We start from the raw sequence: 21,207 nt of genomic DNA, 5'->3' as shown, positions 1-21,207 counted from the left end.
CGCCGGGATGTTCCGGGAGCCGGGAAGGGAGATTTTCCCGTGGAGTTTTCCGTCAGGAAATCTTGTGGTGGAAGGAGAAGATGGCGGCGAATACGGAGACCGCCGTTACGATGAGAATGGCCCCGAAGAGCGGCCAGAGGTCCAGGAATCCGGCCCCTTCCAGGAAGATGCGCTGGATGAGTTCCAGCCCGTATCTCATGGGGTTGAGCAGGGTAAGGTCCTGGAAGATGTCCGGCATGCTGGAGATGGGTGTGGCAAAGCCGGAGAGCATGACCATGGGAACCAGCAGCAGGAAGGTTCCCACAATGGCCTGCTGGAGGGATTGGGCGAAGGATGAGATGCACAGCCCGATGGCCGCCGCAGTGATGATGAAGAGCAGAATGGCTGCGGCAAGCAGCCAGATGGAGCCCTGGAAGGGGATGCGGAACCAGAACATGGCCACCAGCACCACAAAGACGGCCTGCATGGAGCCGGTGATGACCGTGGCGATGCCTTTGCCCAGCAGGATTTCCCCCGGGTTGTACGGGGCCACCAGGAGCTGGTCAAAGGTGCCTTCCTCCCGTTCCCGGGCGATGGAGAGCGCCCCGGAGAGGATGGAGTTGATCAGGGCCAGGACGGCAATGAGGCCGGGTACGATGAACCAGCGGGTGATGAGGTTGGGGTTGAACCAGGAGCGGGCTTCTATTTCCACCGGGGAGGCGCCGCCGTTTCTGGCGGTCAGGTCCGCGCCGAAGCTGGAGGCGATTTGCTGGGCGTAGCCGAGGGCGATGGCTGCCGTGTTTGCGTTGCGCCCGTCCGCAATGAGCTGGAGGGAGGCGGGGCGGCCCGTCTGGAGATTGCGGGAGAAGTCCGGCGGAATGGTGAGCCCTACGACGATTTCCCGGTTGTCGATCATGCGGTCGATGTCCTTTTCCGTGGCTGCCGCGGCCTGCCGCCGGAAGATGCCGGTTCCTTCCAGGTCCGCGATGTACTGGGCGGCCGTTTCCCCTCCGTCCTTGTCCAGCACGGCGTAAGGCACGCGCGTGACGTTCATGGTGGCCGCGTATCCGAAGATGCATATCTGGATGACGGGCGGAATGATCAGGGCCATGCGGCTTTTTTTGTCCCTGAGCACGGCCAGCAGTTCCTTTTTTACGAGGGAGGCTATTCTGACGAAGAAGTCCATGGCGCTATTCGAGGGATTTGGGGGCTTTCAGCCGGGCGATGCCCATGAGGACGACGGCGAAGACGCCCAGCGTGATGCAGCACGGGATGATGACGGAGGGGATGTCCCCTGCCAGGAAGAGGGTCTGGAGCAGGGTGACGTAGTAGCGCGCCGGGATCATGTAGGTGAGGGCGCGCACGGCGGGGGGCATGTTCAGGATGTCGTACAGGAAGCCGGAGAGCATGAGGGCCGGCATGAAGGTGCCCATGATGGCGAACTGGCAGGCCAGGAACTGGTTTTTCGTGGCGGTGGAGATGACGAGCCCCAGCCCCAGGGCCACGATCAGGAACAGGGCGGAGACCGCCAGCAGCAGGGTGAGGGAGCCGCGGATGGGGATGTCAAAGACGAAGGCGGCGAAGATCATGGAGATGGCCAGGCTGACCATGCCCAGCAAGAAGTTGGTGGCCGCCTTGGCGGTGAGGATTTCCCCGCTGCCCACGGGGGTGACAAAGAGGCTTTCCAGCGTGCCCCGTTCATATTCCCGCGCCATGACCAGGGAGGTGAGGAGCGCCCCGATCATGGTCATGATGGTGACGATGACGCCGGGAACCAGGTAGTAGTGGCTGTCGTTGGCTTCATTGAAGCGGGTGCGCGTCTGCACGTCCAGCACGGGGGCGGCCTGGCCGTTCAGGGAGGCCGCCCAGGAACCGACGACGGCCTGGAGGTAGTTGCGGATGAGGGTGGCCTGGTTGGCGTTGACTCCGTTGACGACGATCTGGACTTTCGTGACGCCGCCGGTTAGCGTGTCCGGCGCGTTGCTTTGCAGGGCGATGAAGGCGTCCGCCTGATGGGTGCGCAGCTTTTCCTCCGCCTCGCGTGAGGAGAAAACGCGGGTGGTCTGGAAGTACTTGGAGAGGGTGAGGCGCGTTTCCAGGTTGGTGGATTCGCTGGAGGCCGGAACGGCCAGGTACGCGATGCGCACGTTTTTGATGTCCATGCTCATGCCGTAGCCGAAGAGGAGCAGGAGCACGGCGGGGAGAATGACGGCGATGCCGATGTTGCCGGGGTCCCGGACCACCTGGTGGAGTTCCTTGACGATGAGGGCGCCGATGCGTTTGAGGGAGGCCTTCATGACTCTTCCCCTCCCTTCCGCATGTGTTCCTCCGTGATGGCCAGGAAGGCGTCTTCCAGGGAGGCCGGGGCGCCGTCCTCGCGGGACGGGGCATATTGGCGTATTTCATCCGGAGAGCCTTCCGCCAGCGTGGTTCCGTCCATCATGATGAGCATATTGTCGCAGAATTCCGCTTCTCCCAGAAAATGCGTGGTGATGATGATGGTGACGCCTTTTTCCGCCAGGGAGTTGATGCGCAGCCAGAAGTCGCGCCGGGCCAGGGGGTCCGCGCCGGAGGTGGGTTCGTCCAGGAAGAGGATGTCCGGGGAGTGGAGCAGGCCGCACGCCATGCTCAGGCGCTGCTTGTAGCCGCCGGGCAGGTGCGCGGCGGGGGCGTTCATGTACGGGGTGAGGTGGAATTCCTCTTCCATGGAACGGACGGCGTCCCGCCGCTCCTTGCCGGCCATGCCGTAGGCCCCGGCAAAGAATTCCAGGTTCTGCCGCGTGGTGAGCATGCCGTACATGGAGAATTTCTGGGCTACGTAACCTACTCTTCTCCGTGCGCGGGCGGCGGCGGTTCTCAGGTCCGCTCCGGCCACGTTAAGGGTGCCTCCGGTTGCCGGGAGGAGGCCGCAAAGCATGCGGAACGTAGTGCTTTTTCCGGCCCCGTTCGGCCCCAGCAGGCCGAAGACCTGCCCCCTGCTGACGGAGAAGCTGACGTGGTTGACGGCGGTGAAGCTGCCGAATTTGCGTACAAGGTCCGTTACCCGGATGATGGTTTCTCCGCTTGTTCCCTGGCCGGGGGGAGGCGTTTCTGCGGGAACGGGGATGTCCTGCGGGGTGAGGTCCGCCTGCCCGGCCAGCAGGGTCATGAAGCCGTCTGAAAAGTCCGGCTGCCCCGGCTGCGGGTGGTATTCCTCCAGCTTCCGCCGCGTGGGGTGGTCCTGCGGCAGGATGATGCGCACGGTGCCTCCCTGGGGAGTGGCGTTGATGATTCCCGGCAGGGCGGCCAGCCTGCTCTGGAACTGGCGCGCATGAATGCCTTCCGGCGTGCGCACGGTGATGCACATGCCTTCCGCGCGGGCGATGACGTCCGCAGGCGGAGCATCCATCAGCAGGCCCCCTTTGTACATGATAAGGGTACGGTTGCAGTAGGCGGATTCATCCATGTAGGAGGTGCTGACCAGCACGCCCACGCCTTCCTCATGGGAGAACTGTCCCAGGATGTTCCACAGTTCCCGGCGGGAGAGCGGGTCCACCCCCACGGTGGGTTCATCCAGCAGAATCAGGGGAGGGGAGGAGACCAGGGAACAGCACAGCCCCAGTTTTTGCTTCATGCCGCCGGAGAGCTTGCCCGCCAGGCGCGTGGTGAAGCGTTCCAGGCTGGTCATGGAGAGCAGGCTGCGGAAGCGTTTTTCCCGGTCCTGGCCGGAGACGCCGTGCATGCGGGCGTAGAGCTCCATGTTTTCCCTCACGGTAAGGTCTTCGTAAAGGCCGAATTTCTGCGGCATGTACCCAATGGAGGCCTGAATGGCCCGCGCCTTTTTGACGGAGTCCAGATTTAATACGGAAATGGAGCCTTCATGCGGCTTCATCAGGCCGGTGATCAGGCGGATGAGCGTGGTTTTCCCCGCGCCGTCCGGCCCCAGCAGCCCCACGATTTCCCCGGCGGAAAGGCGGAAGGAGACGCCGTCCACCGCCGCAAAGGGAACGCCCGCCGGGTCCGGAAACATTTTGCGGACGTTCCGGCAGTCAATCAGGGGCTGGGAGTCCGTATTCATGGCCTGGGCTGTTCCGGAGCCCGCTGCCCGGCGGCCTGGTCCAGCGGGATGGTGACCGTGGCGGGGGCGCCCAGGCGCAGCCGGTTGTCCGGGTCGTCCACGATGATGCGCACTTCATATACCAGGGCTGTCCGGAGATCCGGCGTTTCCACGTTCTTGGGCGTGAATTCCGCCACGGAGGAGATGAAGCCTACCGTTCCCTTGAAGTCCGTATCCGGGAAGCTGTCGTTGTGCACGGTGGCGGAGAAGCCGGGTTTTACCTTTCCCAGCTGGGATTCCGTGAGGTAGGCCCGCACCCATTTGGTGTGGTTCAGGGAGAGGTTGTAAACGGGTTTCTGCGGGGAGGCCATGTCCCCTTTTTCCAGAATCCGGTTGCGCACCACGGCGTTGCCCGGCGCGTAAAGCACGGCGTCCTTCAGGTTCTGTTCCCTGATGACCAGATTGGCCTTCGCCTGGTTGTACTGGGCCAGGGACTGGGCAATGTCTTCCACGCGGGAGCCCGCCAGCAGCAGTTCCAGCTGCTTTCTGGCTACGTCCAGATTGGCTGCCGCCACTTGCTGGGAGGCTACGGCGTCGTCCGCCTCCTGGCGGGAGATGGATTTGGTGTCGGCCAGCGCTACCAGCCTCTTGCTGCGCACCGCGGCGTTGTTCAGCGTGGCTTCCGCCGCCTGCACGTTTGACCGTGCCTGGGCTATTTCCTCCGCGCGCGGGCCGTTTTTAACGCGCAGGTAGTTCTGCCGCGCGGCCTCCGTTGTCTGCCGCGCCTCATCCACAGCCTGCTGCAGGCGCACCGTTTCCAGCGTGGCGAGTTTCTGCCCGGGGACCACGGTATCCCCCTCGTCCACCAGCACGGAGTCAATCCGTTCGGAGATCAGGAAGGCCAGGTCCACCTGGCGCAGGTCCACGTTGCCGTAAAGGACGGCTTTATCCTCAGGCCCGGACGGAGCTTCCCGGTAGATGAACCAGGCTGCCGCTCCTGCCGCACAAAGAAGAATCAGGAGTATCACCAGCTTTTTCATGTCTTTATTTATACATGTGTATAATTTTTTACAAGTAAAAATACAGCCGTCATGACGGAGAAGGAATTAGCGGTTTACTAACGGGGGCGGAACAGGCATAATCCGGCGACTTTTACTTTTCCTATTATTGATATGATGACCGCCACCGAGATACGCCAAAGCTTCCTGGACTTTTTCCGCGAGAAACAGCACACGGTCGTGCCCTCAGCTTCTTTGATGCCCCAGAGCCCGGGATTGTTGTTCACTAATGCCGGCATGAACCAGTTTGTTCCGTATTTCCTGGGAGTATGGACCCCGCCGTGGACGCCCGCCCGCGCCACGGACACCCAGAAGTGCATCCGCGCCGGCGGCAAGCACAACGACCTGGAGGATGTGGGTTATGATTCCTACCACCACACGTTTTTTGAAATGCTGGGGAACTGGTCCTTCGGGGATTATTTCAAGAAAGAAGCCATCCACTGGGCCTGGGAACTGGTGGTGGAACGGTGGGGGTTCCCGGCGGAACGGCTGTACGCCACCGTATACGCGCCGGACAAGAGCAAGGGCGATCCCGGAGAGTTTGACCAGGAGGCCTGGGATTACTGGGCGGAGCTGTTCCGTTCCCGCGGGCTGGACCCGGACGTGCAGATCGTGCACGGGAACGTGAAGGATAATTTCTGGATGATGGGTGAAACCGGCCCCTGCGGCCCCTGTTCCGAGCTGCACGTGGACCTGACCCCGGAAGGGGATACGAAGGGCAGCCTGGTGAACAAGGATTCCGACCAGTGCATAGAAATCTGGAACCTGGTGTTCATCCAGTATAATGCGGAGAGCGACGGCTCCATGCGCAATCTTCCGGCGTGCCATGTGGATACGGGCATGGGTTTTGAACGCGCGTGCTCCATCATGCAGTGCACGGACGGGTTCAAGGATTTTTCCCGCAAGCCGTCCAATTACGCCACGGACGTGTTCCGCCCCCTGTTCGACCGCCTGGAGGTGCTGAGCGGACGGAAGTACGTGGACGTGTATCCGGCGCCCGGTTCCAAGAAGGTGGGCGCGCAGGATGATGCTCTTCAGGAGGCGATTGCCTTCCGCGTGATTGCGGACCATCTGCGTACGCTCAGTTTTTCCATAGCGGACGGTATTCTGCCGGGCAACAACGGCCGTAATTACGTGCTGCGCCGCATTTTGCGCCGTGCCGTGCGCTACGGCCGCCGCCTGGGCTTTACCCAGCCGTTCCTGGCAGAGCTGGTGGATACGCTGGTGGAATCCTTCGGGCAGGTGTTCCCTGAGCTGGCCGCCCGCGCCGCCACCGTGAAGGAGGTACTGAACCGTGAAGAGGCCAGCTTTAATGAAACGCTGGACCGCGGCCTGGAATTGTTTGATGCGGAAACGGCTTCCGCCGGAAAGGTGGGCGGCGAGTTTGCGTTCAGGCTTTATGATACGTACGGTTTCCCGATTGACCTGACGGCTCTGCTTGCGGAGGAACGCGGGCTGGAAATTGACATGGACGGGTTCAACAGGCTGATGGATGAGCAGCGGGAACGCGCCCGCGCCGCCCGCAAGAGCGAGGTGGTCCGTGCCCTGGATTTGAAGACGGACGCCGTGACGGAGTTCACGGGGTACGATGTGGACGAATGCGCCGCCACCGTGCTGGAAGTAAGCCGCCAGGGGGATTCCCTGTTCATCATTACGGACAAGACTCCGTTTTACGCGGAGATGGGAGGCCAGGTTTCCGATGCCGGGTTGATTGAAATAGGCGGGGACAGCTACCATGTGGTTGCCGTACAGCAGATCGGGAATGCCCGCGCCCATGTGGTGGAAGCCCGCGAAGGGCTGGACGTGAAACCCGGTGACCGCGTGCATCTGGGCATTGACGCGGAGCGCCGCCGCCGCGTGGAGGCGCACCATACCGCCACCCACCTTCTTCACTGCGCCCTGCACCAGGTGGTCAGCCCGGATGCGGCCCAGCAGGGTTCCTTTGTATCGGAAGACCGACTGCGCTTTGACTTTAACAGCGGCGCCGTCACGCCGGACCAGCTCCGCCGGATTGAAGAGAAGGTGAACGGCTGGATTGAGGAGGCGCTGCCGGTGCACTGCACGGAACGCGCCTATGCGGACGTGAAGGGAAATTCCGCGATTGCCCAGTTCTTCGGCGACAAGTACGGGGACGTGGTGCGCGTGGTCCAGGTGGGCGGCTGCCGGAATGAACTGGACGGCGTTTCCATGGAGTTCTGCGGCGGAACGCACATTGCCAATACGAAGGATATAGGCCTGTTCAAGATTAAGAGCGAGGGGGCCATCGCCTCCGGCGTGCGCCGTATTGAGGCCATGACGGGAGACGCCGCCCTGGAAATGATCCGCCAGCACGTCGTCGCCAGGAGCTTGGAAATCGCCAGGGCGGTGGAAAAGATCAAGGAAGTCAATTATGAGCTGGCGGACATGGGGCTGGAACAAGTACCCGTTCCCACGATTGAAGACAAGCCGGGCCTGTCCGCCCTGGGAGCCTCCGACATCCGGACGGTGAATGATTCCCTGGCGCGTTTTGACGCCTCCGTGGAGCATTTCAAGCAGACGGCCCTGGATGCGGAAAAGAAGCTTAAGAAGGCCCGTGCCGGGCAGTCCGCCGCCAGGGCTGACGCCCTGCTGAATGAATGGCTTTCCGATGACCCCGCTTCCCTGATCCAGGTGGCGGAAGGAGCCGGGGAATTGCTCCAGGAATTGCTGAACGGCCTGAAAAAGCGCCAGTATGCGGGCGCCGCCTTCCTGCTGTGCGTGGACAGTTCTTCCTTGCTCCTGGGCGCTTATTGTGGCAAAGATGCCATTGCGGACGGATTGTCCGCCGGGGATATGGTCCGCGAGGTTTCCGCTCTTGCCGGAGGCAAGGGGGGCGGCCGTCCGGACCAGGCCCGCGGTTCCGCTCCGCAGGATGCCGATCCCCAGGCCCTGGCTGCGGCGGCCCGCAACATCATTAACGGATAAGCCCTTCACGGGGCGCCCTACTGGACACCGATCATGGACAAGAAGATTTTTCCGGACGAACCTGAGATTCCCATTCTGCCGAACCTGTTTACGGCAGGGAACCTGGTGTGCGGGTTTTTCGCCATTCTGACGATTTTTGAAGGGATCAACCAGGCGGACAGCGACGCCGTGGCGGCCTTCTCCTATTACCAGAATGCCACGTTCCTGATTTTTGCGGCGTGCCTGTTTGATTTGTTTGACGGCCGCATTGCCCGCATGCGCGGGCAGGACGGCCCCTTTGGCCGGGAATTTGATTCCCTGGCGGACATCGTCTCCTTCGGCATTGCCCCGGCGCTGCTGGTGGCCAAGGCGGTCCTGTTCCAACTTTCTCCGCCGGAGGTAGGCTGGGGCATCGGCATCCTGTACCTGCTGTGCGCCGCCCTGCGCCTGGCGCGGTTCAACTGCATGGCCGCCGCTCCCCGGAAGGAGGGGCAGAGCAGTGATTTTGTGGGGCTGCCCGTTCCGATGGCGGCGGGCGCCGTGGTTTCCACCATGTACCTGGTGATGTATTTGGCGGGCAGGGCTCCGGACGGGGCCATGGACCTGGGCGTGTTCAAGTACGTGATTGCCCTGGCGATGGCGGGGGTGTCCGTCCTGATGATGAGCCGGGTGGTTTATCCCAGCTTCAAGCACATCAACATGCGCACGCGGGGAACGATGTACGCGATCGTGCTCATTGTGCTGGCGGTCATCTGCATCTTCAAATTCCCGTGGGTGATGCCCGCGGTTATTTTCTCCATTTACCTGCTTTACGGGCTGGTGCGTCCCTGGGTGGCCCGCCGCTGGCGGAACAGACTGGAAGCCAGCGATGAAGAATAAGGCGCCCTTTTAATGGGGCGCTACTGAATCCCGTCTCCGTTCCCGTATTAGGGCGGATTAAAGGAAGTTGACGAGGGAGAGGCGTGTTTTGCCTGGAACAGGACATTCGTGCGCATTCCTCTCTTGTTGGAAGAGGTACGCAGCCTTCCGGTCTGCTTCACGCGGCATGAAAGATAAAACTGGCCGTCATCACAGGGGACGGCGGCTGGTGGAAAGGAGGCAATGAGGAACGGTTCTTCCCGGTATTCCGGAGCCTACTTGTTCTTCTTTTCAAAGTCGGCGGCAAAGGGATCTTTTTCCGGAGCGGTTTCCTTGCCGTATTTTTCCACGTTTTTGTTGTCTTTAACCAGGGTGATGCACACGGGCTTGCTGCGGTTGCCCATGGCGTCATACCTGTAAAGGAAGCGGCGCACGAGTTCCTTGGTCTTGGAGTCGAACATCCGTTCTTCCACCAGCTCTGCGTTCTGGTTGTAGCCGTAGCTTACATAGAACAGCTCATTTTTCTGTCCGTCAAAGATGAGGCAGGAGAGAAGCTGGTTGTATTTCCCCCGGGTGTACAGGGTTACGGAAACAAGCACGTTATGGGTATTGTAAGTCGTCTTTTTCATCCCCTTGCCTTCGTTGGTCTTTTCAAAATAGCTGCGTGAACCGTCTTCATGCTTGACCAGGCGGGAGGAGGAAGTCTGGACATTGAAATCGTCCTGGCTGGCAGCCAGGGCTCCAGATGTCATGGCCAGGGGAACGATGAGAAGCAGGGGCGATATTTTCATGATGAAAAAAGTGTTTCTGACTTATTAAAGTGATGTATAGTGCCTTTGACAAGAACGTAATTAGATGAACTGGCTTGTAAGGCGAGACCTATTGAATGTGGAGCGCGGAGGCGTGCTGATGGGAATAGTGAACGTTACCCCGGATTCCTTTTCCGACGGAGGGCGGTTCCATACGCTGGAACGTGCCGTCTCCCATGCGCGGGAGCTTGAACGGCAGGGGGCTCTGATTCTGGATATAGGAGGGGAATCCACCAGGCCGGGGGCTGCGGAGGTTTCCGTGGAGGAGGAGCTGGACCGGGTGCTTCCCGTGGTGCGGGAACTGCGCCCGTGCACGGAGGCCGTGATTTCCGTGGATACGCGCCATGCCGCGGTGGCTGACGCCGTGCTGGAAGCCGGAGCGGATGTGATCAATGATATTTCCGGATTGCGGGAGGAGGGAATGGCGGAACTGTGTGCCGCGGCGCGCTGCGGCGTAGTGGTAATGCACATGCAGGGAACGCCGGAGACGATGCAGAAAGCGCCTTCCTATGGGGACGTGGTGCGGGAGGTGCGCGGCTATTTTGAGGAGCGTTATGATTTTCTGCTGGCGCGCGGGCTTGCTCCGGAACAGATTTGCTGGGATCCCGGCATTGGCTTCGGCAAGACGGTGGAACACAATCTGGCCCTGCTGTCCAATATGGACAAGCTTCAGGTAGCGGACCGTCCGGTGCTGCTGGGCCTTTCCCGCAAGCGCATGCTGGGTTCCATTCTGGGGGGGGCGGAGCAGGGGCGCGCCCCGCTGAGCACCGCCGTGATGACAGTGTGGGGCCATTTGCACGGCGCCGGCATCCACCGTGTCCATGACGTGGAGGAGTGCGCCCGCGCCCTGCGGCTTGTGCAGGCCGCTGAACCGTTTGTCCGCTGACCGCTCCCATGGAACCCGCTTCATCCCGTCCGGTATTGACGTCCCTGGCATCCATGGCGTTCGCCCTGGCGGCGCTGTTCCTGTTTCTGGCGGTGCGGGGTATCTGGCCGCTTGGGGGCCATTTTCTGGAGTACATGGATAACGGGCAGCTCGTCTATCCCACATTGAAGTATTACGCGTCCGCCCTGATGTCCGGCGTGTGCGACGGCTCCTTTTTTTATGATGTCAATTCCGGTGCGGGCATTCGCGTAAGTCCCACGCTGCCGCACCAGCTGCTGGTTCCATCCACCTGGATTGCCGTGGCGCTGGGGGATTCCTTCCTGTTGAAGGACATGGTCTGGGTGATGCTTGCGGATGTAATGTGCGCCTGCCTGACGGCCTCCTGGTTCCTGAGGCGCGTGTTCCCCTCCCTGTCCGTGTGCTGGACCGTGCTCCTGACGGCGGGATATGCGCTTGGGGGATTTTTCCAGACCAAGTACGGATTCATGCAGTTTCTGGACCATGCGGCCATGTTCCCCCTGTTTGCCCTGGGCCTTTACCGGCTGGTAAACGGAGGAAAGGGATGGCTGTACGCCGTGGGGCTTTTTCTGCTGGCTACCTCCCTGTACAGCGCGTTCATGGCCGTCGTGCTCGGCTGGCTGTTCGCGTGGGCCTTCACGCTGCCCCTGAAGGGGACGGAGGAACGCCGCGTACGGCTGGCCCGCGTGTTCTGGTACACGGCGGCGGTGACGCTGGCGACTTGCTATTACTGGCTGCCGATGATGGACATGAGCCGGGATTCCATGCGCTCCCTGTTCATGACTGCGCCCACGTTTTTTGAGCTGACGTGGCCGTTTGACCCTCCCAAGTTCCTGGAACGCCTTTATGCGTGCCTGCCGGGAATGGCGTGTGCCTCCCTGGTGGCCGTCTATCTGGCTTACGGGAGGAAGGATGCCCCGGCATCGGACCAGGGGAGGCGGTTGTTCCTTCTCCTGCTGGGAGCGTCCGTGCTGCCTGCGTTCATTGAACCCCTTCACCGGGCCGCCCATTTGTGGAGCTATGTGGATTTCCCCGTCCGGTTCGGGTTCATCCCCAATCTGGTGGGGGTCTCCTTCTGCGCCTGGATTTTGTCCGGCGGCAGGTTGCCTGAACCGGTGGGGCGCGGTTGGGGGTGGGGGCTGTGTCTGGGTCTTCCTGCGGCGGCTTTTGCCGTTTCCCTGCTTGTCCTTTCTGTGACGGAGATAGACTTGGCGGTGCGTCTGCTGCCTTTACTGTTTTTTATGTGCGCGTGGCTATGCTGGCGGCATGTGAAAGGCGGGAAGCTGGCATGGTCCATCGCCGCCGTGATGATGCTGGGCCTGCCCGTGGGGGCTGCCGCATTCTGGAAACGGGGAGAAGAGGAAAAAGCCGCTGTCCAAACTCTCCATGCGGAATGGCTGGCGCGCCGCATGGACGGATGTGCCGGGCTGCTGCGCGTGAAGGACAGGGACCGCCTGCTGGTGGACAATTCCGCCTGTCTGGGTCCGGTGCCGAGCATCAGCAATTTCCGGCATACCACGAGTATAGCCCACTTCCGTTTTCTGAAAAACCTGGGGTACCGGGATGAGTTCACGCGGACGTACGGACAGGGCGGAACCCTGTTTTCAGATCTGCTGCTGGGGAATGGATTCGTGCTGGCGTCCCGCCCCGTGGAAGGAATGGAGAATGTGCTTTCCGGGCAGGGGATGTACTTATACAGGCTTCCGGGCGCCCGGTGGGGTATGGTGGTTCCCCAAAACGCCCTGGGACTGCGGCTTGATGCGGAAGCTGATGTATTCACCAACCTTAATGCCCTGCATGCGGCTCTTTGTCCGTCTGCGGAAGGTCCCCTGTATGTCCCCGTGGAAGTGCGGGCGGAGAAGGATGGGAATGGGTATAAGGGGAGGATTCCGGAATGCCCCGGCGCTGTGTACGGATTTCCGCAGACGGATATAGATGACTTCCTGGTCAATGGGCTGGCCGTCCCTATTATGGCGGTGGCGCAGAAAAAGCCGGGCTGGACGGGGCGCACCTATAACGGAGTTTTGGAATTGAAGCAGGCGGGCAGAGCCGGGGAAACTATAGTGGAGGGAACCATGCGCCGTCCGGTGGAGATTCCTCTTCTGGCGGCTACTGCGCGAGTGCCGGAGCAGGAAGTTCCTGTGCTGGGCAGGGAACAGGATAAGCACGGCCTGGAGGTACGGGGCCAGGGGGGGCATGTGGAAGCGGTTCTGTCTGCCGGAAAGGGAGAAGCTTTGATGATTCCAGTGGTTTATGACCGGGGATGGAAAGCCGAATGCAACGGAGTGGAAGCGCCCATTGAAAAAGTGGGAGAATTGATGGCGGTGCGTCTGGACGAGGGGCGTAACCGGGTGGTGTTTGATTATTATCCCCCCCTGTTAAAGGTTGCCCTGCTTGTGTCTGCGGGGGCGGTTGTGTTCTTTTTACTGTATGCATGGCGGGTGCGGCGGCATCCGGAGTCTCTCTTGGGAAAACTGGCTGTAGCCGCCGGATACCGTTTGTTCCTGTGCTGTTCCGCGCTTGTGCTGGGGGCGGTGTATATAGGGTCCGTTGTTTTGTTTATCGTGCAGTCCCTGGGAATGTGAGGAAAGCTTTTCCCGGACGGAATACCTTGGGCGGGAAAGAAGGTATTCAGCGTATGCGCCGCCGGTTTTTCCGCTTTTACCGGGCGTGGTGAAGAGGCGCTCTGTTTTGAAGGATGGTTGACAGCGCGGCGCGGCGCGGTAGAGTGTTTGCATGCAGTCTTCCTATTGTCCGAGTCCTTATCGATATACGCGCCGCGTGACCCGGGAGGTCATGGTGGGGAATGTGGGGGTGGGCGGTTCCAATCCCATCCGGGTCCAGTCCATGCTGACGTCTGATACGCGGGATACGGACGCCTGCGTGAAGGAGGCTCTGGAACTGGCCGCCGCCGGGTGCGAGATTATCCGCCTGACGGCCCAGACCAAGGCGTATGCCGCCAATCTGGAAAATATTTCCCGTGAATTGCGCGCCGCGGGGTGCCATGTGCCGCTGGTGGCTGATATTCATTTCAAGCCGGATGCCGCGATGGAGGCCGCCAAATGGGTAGAGAAGATACGCATTAATCCCGGCAATTTCATCGACAAGAAGAAGTTTGAAGTGCGGGAGTATTCGGACGCGGAATATAACGAGGAGCTGGAACGCCTGCGGGAGGAGTTTACTCCCCTGGTGCTGTTTTGCCGGGAACATGGGCGGGCCATGCGCATCGGGTCCAACCACGGTTCCCTGTCCGACCGCATTTTGAATCGCTTTGGAGATACCCCGGAGGGGATGGTGGAGAGCGCAATTGAGTTTGCCCGGATTGCCCGTGACCTGGATTACCATTCCCTGGTGTTTTCCATGAAGGCCTCCAACGTGAAGGTGATGGTGGCTGCCTACCGCCTGCTGGTGGAGCGCCTGAATGCGCTGGGCCCGGACTGGAATTATCCCATTCATCTTGGGGTGACGGAAGCCGGCGGTGGGGAAGATGGCCGCATCAAGAGTGCGGTGGGCATCGGCTCCCTGCTGATGGACGGGATTGGGGATACCCTGCGCGTCTCCCTGACGGAGGACGCCGTGCGGGAAGTTCCAGTGGCTTACCGCCTGTCCAATCCGTTCCAGCCGTCGGAACGTTCCGATGATCCCGTTTCTTCTTTTCCTGAACCTGAACTGGGGTACGATCCCCTGAAGTTTTCCAAAAGGCAGGGGGGACTGGCGATGTGCTACGGCGTGCGCCTGGGCTGGGACCAGCCCGTGCGGGTGGTTGTGCCGGATGCCGGGTTTTACGCCCTCCAGACGGAACGGGAGGCGATGGGGGACATGATGCCGGAACTGGCTTATGGCCAGTTGGATGCCATTGAGGTGGACCCCCGGTGCGACGATGACCTTGAGCCTCTGAAAGAATTGGCGGAGCCGTCCATTGTCACCGTAAAGAACGGCCTGGATATGGAACCCGTGCATGCCTTCCGCTTGCTGGCGTCCCGCATGGAAGACAGGCATCTGATTCTGCTGAAGGATACGCTTGTTCCCGGTTCCGTTTCCGATGAAGATGTGCCGCTGGTGGCTGCGCGCAATATCGGCTCCCTGCTGAGCGACGGCGTTGGGGATGCGTTGCTGATTCAGGGAGAATCTGATCCGCGTCTGGCTTCCTTCCTGGGATTCAATATTTTACAGGCTACCGGAACGCGCCTGACCCGGGCGGATTATGTTTCCTGCCCGTCCTGCGGGCGCACCCTTTACGATATTCAGGAGGCTACCGCCCGCATCCGGAAGGCCACGGAGCATTTGAAGGGCGTGAAGATTGCCGTGATGGGGTGCATTGTGAACGGTCCCGGTGAAATGGCGGATGCCGATTTCGGTTATGTGGGCGGCGCGCCGAACAAGATTAACCTGTACGTGAAGCACACGCCCGTCAAGTTTAACATTCCCCAGGAGGAGGCCGTGGAGCAGCTGGTGGACCTGATCAAGGAATACGGACGGTGGGTGGACCCCAAGTGATGCTCTGATGGTTCTGGAAAGATTCCGGTATGAGAAGAGTGTTCATCAGCGGCGGTCACGGCGGTTTGGCGCGGGCTGCCGTGGAATGTTTTACCGCCGCCGGCTGGGAGGCGGATGCTCCGTCCCATGCGGAGATGGACGTGGAGGACCGCTCTGCCGTGCACCGCTGGTTTGACCGGCATCCCGCCTATGATTTGGTAGTCTGTGCCGCCGGAATCACCAGGGACAGGCCATTCCTGAAACAGACGGAGAAGGAATGGGACGGGGTGATGAACGTGAACGTGACGGGTGCGGCCTGGTGCGCCCGCTGTGCCGCCGCGGCTATGATACGGGAGAACCGGGCAGGGCAGGTGGTGATGATCGGTTCCTATGCGGCGCTTCGTCCGGCACCCTCCCAGGCGGCCTATGCCGCTTCCAAGTCCGCCCTGGAAGGGTTGGTGAAGAGCCTGGCGCAGGAGTGGGGAAGGGAAGGAATCCGCGTTAACCTGGTGCTGCCGGGTTTCATGCTGACGGAGATGACGGCGGGGCTGAGGGAGAGCGTGAAGAAGGAGGCTTTATCCAGGCATGTGCTGGGCAGGTTTAATACGCCGGAGAAGGCAGCGGCGTTCCTGCTGTTTTTACAGGAGATTCTCACGGCGGCTTCCGGCCAGGTGTTTGATCTGGACAGCCGGATTGTCTGATAATGAGTTGCGGATTTCTTATCCGCCGCATGTCCGGAAGCTGAGAAAATGCCCGCAGGATACGGAGAAGGGTGAATGTTCTCCTGCGCTTCAGGGGGCGTTTAACCATGAAGGCCGGGAGGTCTTCATTCCAGGCTGGATGTTTCCTGCCGGACTGCCCTTCCTGTGGTCTCTTGATGGCTGCTGGGGCTGGGAATAAGGAGCAAATTCATTTGTCTTTCAGACGGGGCGCCTTTCAGGCATCCCGCTGCGTATTCCACCTGGCCGCCAAGCAATTTCCGGCCCTTGCAATATCTTATCTTTTGGCTGTGGAGAAGAGCATGCATGAATGCTGAAAGGTCCTCTTTTCCGGACGTACCGCAATACAGAAACAGCAGGGGAAATTTACATTAAACGTTTTTTCTTAAATTTATAGCTTTTCTTCGGATAAGAAATCCGGTGAAATGCTCCCATGAGCTTGCCTCCGGCTGATAATCAGGGAAAAGAAACCCCTGCTTCCTATGTTGGTTTGGATATTCCCCTGTCGAGAAATTATGGAATAGACGCTTTGCGCATTGCCGCCATGATGCTGGTTTTAATTCTTCATCTTTTGATCGCTACTCATGTTTTGCCGCTGGAGAATTATGATTCCGCCTCTTACAGAGTGGGATGGCTACTGGAGATCGCGGCTTATTGCGGGGTGAATTGCTATGCGCTGATTACGGGGTATGTGTGCTGTGAGGGATCGTTCAAGTATGAACGCGTAGCCACGTTATGGTTCCAGGTTATTTTTTATACGGTAGGCGGCCTGGTGCTGGCGCTGGTTTTTCTTCCCCAGGCAGTTAATCTTGAAAGTATATTGAACTCATTTTTCCCTGTTTTGACGGGTCAGTACTGGTATGTGACGGCGTATGTGGGGCTGTTTTTCTTTATTCCGTTCCTTAATGCCCTGGGGCGCCAGCTTACCAAATTGCAGTTTCAATATCTCCTTGTCACCGTACTGGTTTTATTTTCCGTGATTCCTACCCTGGTTCACAGGGATGTGTTCCCTGTGAACGGAGGATATTCCGTTTGGTGGCTGGGCATTCTCTATATGCTGGGTATGTACATCAAGAAGTATGGCTTGTTTACGGGGATGAAGACGGGCACGTTATGGGCGCTTTACGCCGGATGCGTCTGTTTTGTCTGGTCGTTTAAGATGATTCTTGATTTGGTATCCCCCTTCCTGATCGGACAGGTGAGGGGAGGCGGAACGTTTATTGCTTATAATTCTCCATTCATTGTAGGCACGGCGGTTTCCCTGCTCCTGATTTTTTCCCGCATGCGCTTTTCATCCCGCAGGGTGATTGCCTGCATCTCATGGCTGGCGGCCGCCTCGTTCAGTGTTTATGTGATCCATTGCAACGTCTTGCTGGGCAAGTTGTTTTTGTGGAATCTGTTTGGCAAATGCGCCTCTCCCTCCCCTGTGATGATGGTTGTGAAGGTGCTCATGATGGCTGCAGCGGTTTATCTGGCCTGTTCCCTTGTGGATTCCGTACGGCGCTATCTGTTTAAGGCCGCGGATGTCAACAGGGGGAGCCGTGCGGTCGTGGACTTTTTCGGGAAACTGGGCCGGCTCTGCCTGAAAATGTGCCGCAGAATGTTCCTGCATCCGTAACGTGAGGGGAAGCCGGGAACGCCGTTTCCGGGCTGCTCCGGACCGTACGGCGTTCAGGTCGGAATGGCTTTTCTCTTATTTATGTTCCTGGTTCAAAAGGCTCTTGATCCAGGGAATGACGAGGTCTTTTTTAAAGAAGTGGTTGCGGGTATCCACATTGGCGAGGCGGAAAAAGGCGTTCCGGTCCAGCCCTGACGGCAAGCGGGCGCCCTGCCAGCGTTGGGCCGCATCCGCAAATTTGGGCTGGTGGCGGTATTGGAAATTCTCCGCCGCCCCGGCTATACGGTAGGCGCTGGAGATGAGTTTGAAATCCCTGTCCAGCCCTCCTTCCGTGCAGATGACGGGGCGGGGGGCGAGAGCGGCCACAATGTCCGGAAAGTCAAATTGCTGCCAGAAGCCCGGTATGAGGTGGCGAATGGAGTTGGGCGCGGAGCGCACGCCCCTGTTGTCCGGCATGGTCATGACTTTGGCTCGTTCCAGGGTACGGCACAGGAAGTCATTATACACAAATGCAAAGATGTCCGGATTCAGGATGCCAAGCACCATCATGGGTTCCGTGCCCAGGGAGAAGCCGCTCAGGATGATGCGGTTTTTCTGTACCCAGGGGCGTGTTTTTACCCAGTCCAGAATGCATTGGTCCGTGTAGGAGGTATAGCCCAGCCAGCTCCAGTCCATTTCCAGCAGGAAACGGGCCAGGTTTTCATAATCGTGGGAGGAACGGCCTGCGGCGCGTTCGGCGTCTCCCTCCTCTCCCGTCCCGGCATTGTCCACGACGATGGCCGCCCAGCCCTGCTTCACATAGTGGTACGCCATGGCGTTGCTTCCCGGCTGCTCCACGGGAGGCTGAGAGAGGCCTGTGGATGTTTCCGCGGCCAGTTCTTCCTTGGTTTGATCGGAACCGGGGATGCAGAAAACCACGGGAACCGGGTTTTCTGCTGAAGCTGCGTCCGGGATGAGTACCAGAAACGGTACGGCTGCGCCCGGGAAAGGGTAGGCTTCCCATTTTTCTGCCCGGTAGTGTTCCCTCTGTGCGGTTTCAACAAGAACAGGCGCCGGGAGGTGGGCATGAGGGGGAAATTTCATCAGTTTTTTCATGGCTTCCCGCAATTTGGCCTGCCAGGCGGGGAAAGCTTCCGGGGCCATCTCCGGGGAAAAACCGCATGCCGGGCGGATGTCCTCCAGCATTGTTTGCACAATGCCCCGGGAGGAGACGTGCCGCTGGTCGTTCCGGGGAGAGTGAAGCACCGCCCAGTCTGCCGCGCGGAATTCCGGCGGCGCGGCGGAGGCGGAGAAAGCGGAGAGGCAAAGAACTGGGAAGAGAAGGGAGAAGAGTCCGGAAGCCTGAAGGGTCATGAAGCCAGATTGCCACAGAAGGAGGCTTTGTGGCAAGGCGCCAGCGGTGCCGTACTTCCGTTCTGTTCCTGACATACCGCAGGCTTGAGTTTGCCCCGGTGCAGGCGTAGCCTGACCCCTGACATGATTGAGGGGGGTAAAAGTCTCGGGAGTCCGGAGCCGCGGGTTTGCGGCCTGGGGCTGGCTTCCGGGTTTGGCATGGGGGCGGCAGCCCATCTGGACGGGGTGAGGAAGGGGCGCAGGGTGTTGAGACCGTTGAGGGAATTATGGGGAGAAGGGCATCCCTGGGCGGAGGTGTTGAGCGGATGGATTCCGGACAGGAAGCTTTTATGCAGCCGCAGGAACGGTCCTGCATCCCAACTGGCATTGCTGCTGGCGCGGCAGGCTGTGGAGGAAGCCGGGTGGGGTGAGGATGAACTGAAGGACGCGGCCCTGATTGTGGGGAGCTCCCGCGGGAATGCCTCCGGCTGGCTGAGCCCGTGGCCCGGGCGGCGGTCCATGAAGATTCTGGCGGTTCCCAATTCCCTGCACAGCGAGCTTGCTTCCTGCGTCAGCATAGAAATGGGCATTCACGGTCCTTATCACGTGCTGGCGAGCGGATGCGCAGCCGGGCTGGATGCTGTGGGCATGGCCGCCATGCTGATGCGGCAGGGGCTTGCCGTCCGGGCTCTGGCGATCGGCCTGGATTTGCCCCTGTGCCGGGAATTGCTGGGGACGTACTGGGCCTCCGGCATGCTTTCCCGCAATGGAGTGAATGATCCTTATGGCCCCGGCGCAGACGGCATGTGCATTTCCGAGGGGGGAGCGGCCGTGGCACTGGAGATGTCTGCCGAACCCGGCATATACGTAAAGGATTATCTGGTGAATTCCGATGCTTACAGCCCTTTGGGGATGCCGGAGGACGGAAAGGGCATGGGCGCCCTGCTGGAGGGCGTCCTGCGGAATTGGGATGGGAGCGTACCCCTGACCGTGTGTCCCCATGCCAGCGGGACGGCAGGTAATGCCGCTTCCGAACGTGCTGCGCTGAAACGGGTTTTTGGAGGCTGTTTACCGGATTTGAGGATGATGAAGCCATGGACGGGCCATGCCATTGGCGGCAGCGGTATTCTGGAACTGGCCCTGATGCTGGCTTTTATCAGGGAGGGCGTCTTGCCACCCAATCCGGAATGGGTTAGTTCCCCGGACGGAGGGGTTTCCTCCGCGGAGGAGTTGCCTTTGCAGGGAAGACGGCTGCTGGTTAAATCCGCCGCGTCCATGGGCGGCCATAATGTGGTGCTGAGCCTGGCCGTGGACGGGCATTCCTATTATGAAGAATCCTGAACAGTTTTTATCAGAGTTGAAGTCCGCGGGGCTGCTGCGCGTTCTGAGGAATGTGGAGTGCCTGCCCGGCGGCATGGCCCGCATTGAGGATGGGCGCGAGGTGGTCAACCTGGCGAGCAACGACTATCTGGGTCTGGCCCGTCATCCGGCGCTGGTGGAGGCGTTTTCACGCGCGGCGCGTGATGGCGGTGCGGGGGCCATGGCGTCCCGCCTGGTGACGGGGACGCGCCGGGCGCATTCCGGGCTGGAGGATGCGCTGGCTGCGTTGAAGGGAACGGAAGCCGCCCTAAGCTTCTCCTCCGGCTATGCCACCTCCCTGGGGGTGATTACCTCCATTGTGGACCGGGAGGATACGGTGCTGATGGACAAGCTGTCCCATGCCAGCCTCATTGACGGCGCGCGCTTGTCCGGAGCCCGCCTGTCCACGTTCCTGCATAATGACATGGAGTCACTGAGGAAGAAGCTGGAGCGCCTGCGAGAAACGAACCCTTCCGGCGGAATTCTGGTGGTGACGGAATCCGTCTTCAGCATGGACGGGGACCGGGCCCCCCTCCGGAAGATGGTGAGATTGAAGGATGAATTCGGCGCCCTGCTGCTGGTGGATGAAGCGCATGGATTTGGCGTACTGGGGGAACACGGGGCCGGACTGGGGGAGGAGCTGGGAGTTTCCTCCCGGATAGATTTCCAGATGGGAACTCTCAGCAAGGCTGCCGGATTGAGCGGCGGCTATGTGGCCTGTTCCCGCGCCTGGGCGGATGTGATGGTCAATTCCGCGCGGTCCCTGATTTATTCTACGGCACCACCTCCCGCTCTGGCGGCGGCCGCCCTGGCCGCAGTGGAGGTGATCCGAAGCGCGGAGGGAAAGGAGTTGCGCCGCCATGTTTCCGTGCTGGCGGATATGCTGTCTGCCACGCTGGGAATGCCCGGCAGGCCTGTTTCTTCCATCTTTCCGGTGGTGATCGGTGAAAACGGGGCTGCCCTGGAGGCGGCTGCGGCTTTACTGGAAAGGGGTTTTCTGGCTCCTGCCATACGGTACCCCACGGTGCCCCGTGGAACTGCCCGGTTGCGCATCACAGTGACGGCGGCGCACCGGACCGGGCAAATTGAGCAGCTGGGCCGCGAGCTGGCGGAACTGCTGCACGGATCATGAAACAA

General features: G+C 60.3%; 15 protein-coding genes. 9 read left to right on the top strand and 6 right to left on the bottom strand.

Annotated elements, in window-relative coordinates:
• Positions 1–52: 52 nt before the first annotated feature.
• From CXU21_RS05460 to CXU21_RS05445, 4 genes are read right to left on the bottom strand one after another with little or no spacing between them, the layout of a single operon-like run.
• Positions 53–1,165, bottom strand: a complete 1,113-nt coding sequence (locus CXU21_RS05460) for an ABC transporter permease (RefSeq protein WP_102725327.1) — start codon at positions 1,163–1,165, stop codon at positions 53–55.
• A gap of 4 nt (positions 1,166–1,169) precedes the next feature.
• On the bottom strand, positions 1,170–2,276 hold the full coding sequence (locus CXU21_RS05455; protein ID WP_102725326.1) for an ABC transporter permease: 1,107 nt from the start codon (positions 2,274–2,276) through the stop codon (positions 1,170–1,172).
• Positions 2,273–4,036, bottom strand: coding sequence for an ATP-binding cassette domain-containing protein (locus tag CXU21_RS05450; RefSeq protein WP_102725325.1), 1,764 nt, complete (start codon positions 4,034–4,036; stop codon positions 2,273–2,275). Before CXU21_RS05450 ends, CXU21_RS05455 begins: the two co-directional genes overlap by 4 nt.
• Positions 4,033–5,055: an efflux RND transporter periplasmic adaptor subunit gene (locus CXU21_RS05445; protein WP_102725324.1), complete on the bottom strand. Its 1,023-nt coding sequence runs from the start codon at positions 5,053–5,055 to the stop codon at positions 4,033–4,035. Before CXU21_RS05445 ends, CXU21_RS05450 begins: the two co-directional genes overlap by 4 nt.
• Positions 5,056–5,187: 132 nt before the next feature.
• On the opposite strand from CXU21_RS05445, the gene alaS reads away from it, so the two are divergent.
• Positions 5,188–8,016, top strand: a complete 2,829-nt coding sequence (alaS, locus tag CXU21_RS05440; RefSeq protein ID WP_102725323.1) for an alanine--tRNA ligase — start codon at positions 5,188–5,190, stop codon at positions 8,014–8,016.
• 33 nt (positions 8,017–8,049) lie between these two features.
• On the top strand, positions 8,050–8,874 hold the full coding sequence (gene pssA, locus CXU21_RS05435; RefSeq protein ID WP_102713129.1) for a CDP-diacylglycerol--serine O-phosphatidyltransferase: 825 nt from the start codon (positions 8,050–8,052) through the stop codon (positions 8,872–8,874).
• Between the two features lie 254 nt (positions 8,875–9,128).
• On the opposite strand, the gene CXU21_RS05430 is transcribed toward pssA, so the two are convergent.
• Positions 9,129–9,644 carry a hypothetical protein gene (locus tag CXU21_RS05430; protein WP_146016647.1) on the bottom strand — a complete coding sequence of 172 codons (516 nt, stop codon included), beginning with the start codon at positions 9,642–9,644 and terminating at the stop codon, positions 9,129–9,131.
• Between the two features lie 64 nt (positions 9,645–9,708).
• On the opposite strand from CXU21_RS05430, the gene folP reads away from it, so the two are divergent.
• The 5 genes from folP to CXU21_RS05400 all read left to right on the top strand — a co-directional run bounded on the left by folP (position 9,709) and on the right by CXU21_RS05400 (position 17,379).
• Positions 9,709–10,548: a dihydropteroate synthase gene (gene folP, locus CXU21_RS05425; protein WP_102725322.1), complete on the top strand. Its 840-nt coding sequence runs from the start codon at positions 9,709–9,711 to the stop codon at positions 10,546–10,548.
• Positions 10,549–10,556: 8 nt separating this feature from the next.
• Positions 10,557–13,151 (top strand): YfhO family protein, encoded by a 2,595-nt coding sequence (locus CXU21_RS05420; RefSeq protein WP_102725321.1) that lies wholly within the window; start codon positions 10,557–10,559, stop codon positions 13,149–13,151.
• A 151-nt stretch (positions 13,152–13,302) separates the two neighbouring features.
• Positions 13,303–15,063 (top strand): (E)-4-hydroxy-3-methylbut-2-enyl-diphosphate synthase, encoded by a 1,761-nt coding sequence (gene ispG, locus CXU21_RS05415; RefSeq protein ID WP_102725320.1) that lies wholly within the window; start codon positions 13,303–13,305, stop codon positions 15,061–15,063.
• Positions 15,064–15,092: 29 nt separating this feature from the next.
• Complete coding sequence (locus CXU21_RS05410; protein ID WP_102725319.1) at positions 15,093–15,743, top strand: SDR family NAD(P)-dependent oxidoreductase; 651 nt, start codon at positions 15,093–15,095, stop codon at positions 15,741–15,743.
• A gap of 451 nt (positions 15,744–16,194) precedes the next feature.
• Positions 16,195–17,379, top strand: a complete 1,185-nt coding sequence (locus CXU21_RS05400; RefSeq protein WP_102725317.1) for an acyltransferase — start codon at positions 16,195–16,197, stop codon at positions 17,377–17,379.
• A gap of 75 nt (positions 17,380–17,454) precedes the next feature.
• Here the strand turns inward: CXU21_RS05400 and CXU21_RS05395 are convergent, their stop codons facing one another.
• Positions 17,455–18,732: an alpha/beta hydrolase family protein gene (locus CXU21_RS05395; RefSeq protein ID WP_102725316.1), complete on the bottom strand. Its 1,278-nt coding sequence runs from the start codon at positions 18,730–18,732 to the stop codon at positions 17,455–17,457.
• A gap of 123 nt (positions 18,733–18,855) precedes the next feature.
• Between CXU21_RS05395 and CXU21_RS05390 the strand changes: the two genes are divergently transcribed.
• Positions 18,856–20,052: a beta-ketoacyl synthase N-terminal-like domain-containing protein gene (locus CXU21_RS05390; RefSeq protein ID WP_102725315.1), complete on the top strand. Its 1,197-nt coding sequence runs from the start codon at positions 18,856–18,858 to the stop codon at positions 20,050–20,052.
• On the top strand, positions 20,039–21,202 hold the full coding sequence (locus CXU21_RS05385; RefSeq protein ID WP_102725314.1) for an aminotransferase class I/II-fold pyridoxal phosphate-dependent enzyme: 1,164 nt from the start codon (positions 20,039–20,041) through the stop codon (positions 21,200–21,202). Before CXU21_RS05390 ends, CXU21_RS05385 begins: the two co-directional genes overlap by 14 nt.
• The last annotated feature ends 5 nt before the right edge of the window (positions 21,203–21,207 follow it).

Source organism: Akkermansia muciniphila, assembly GCF_002884975.1.
Lineage (GTDB): Bacteria > Verrucomicrobiota > Verrucomicrobiia > Verrucomicrobiales > Akkermansiaceae > Akkermansia > Akkermansia muciniphila_C.
The sequence above is the reverse complement of the archived record's forward strand: the minus strand, read 5'-3'. Positions and strand labels throughout refer to the sequence as shown.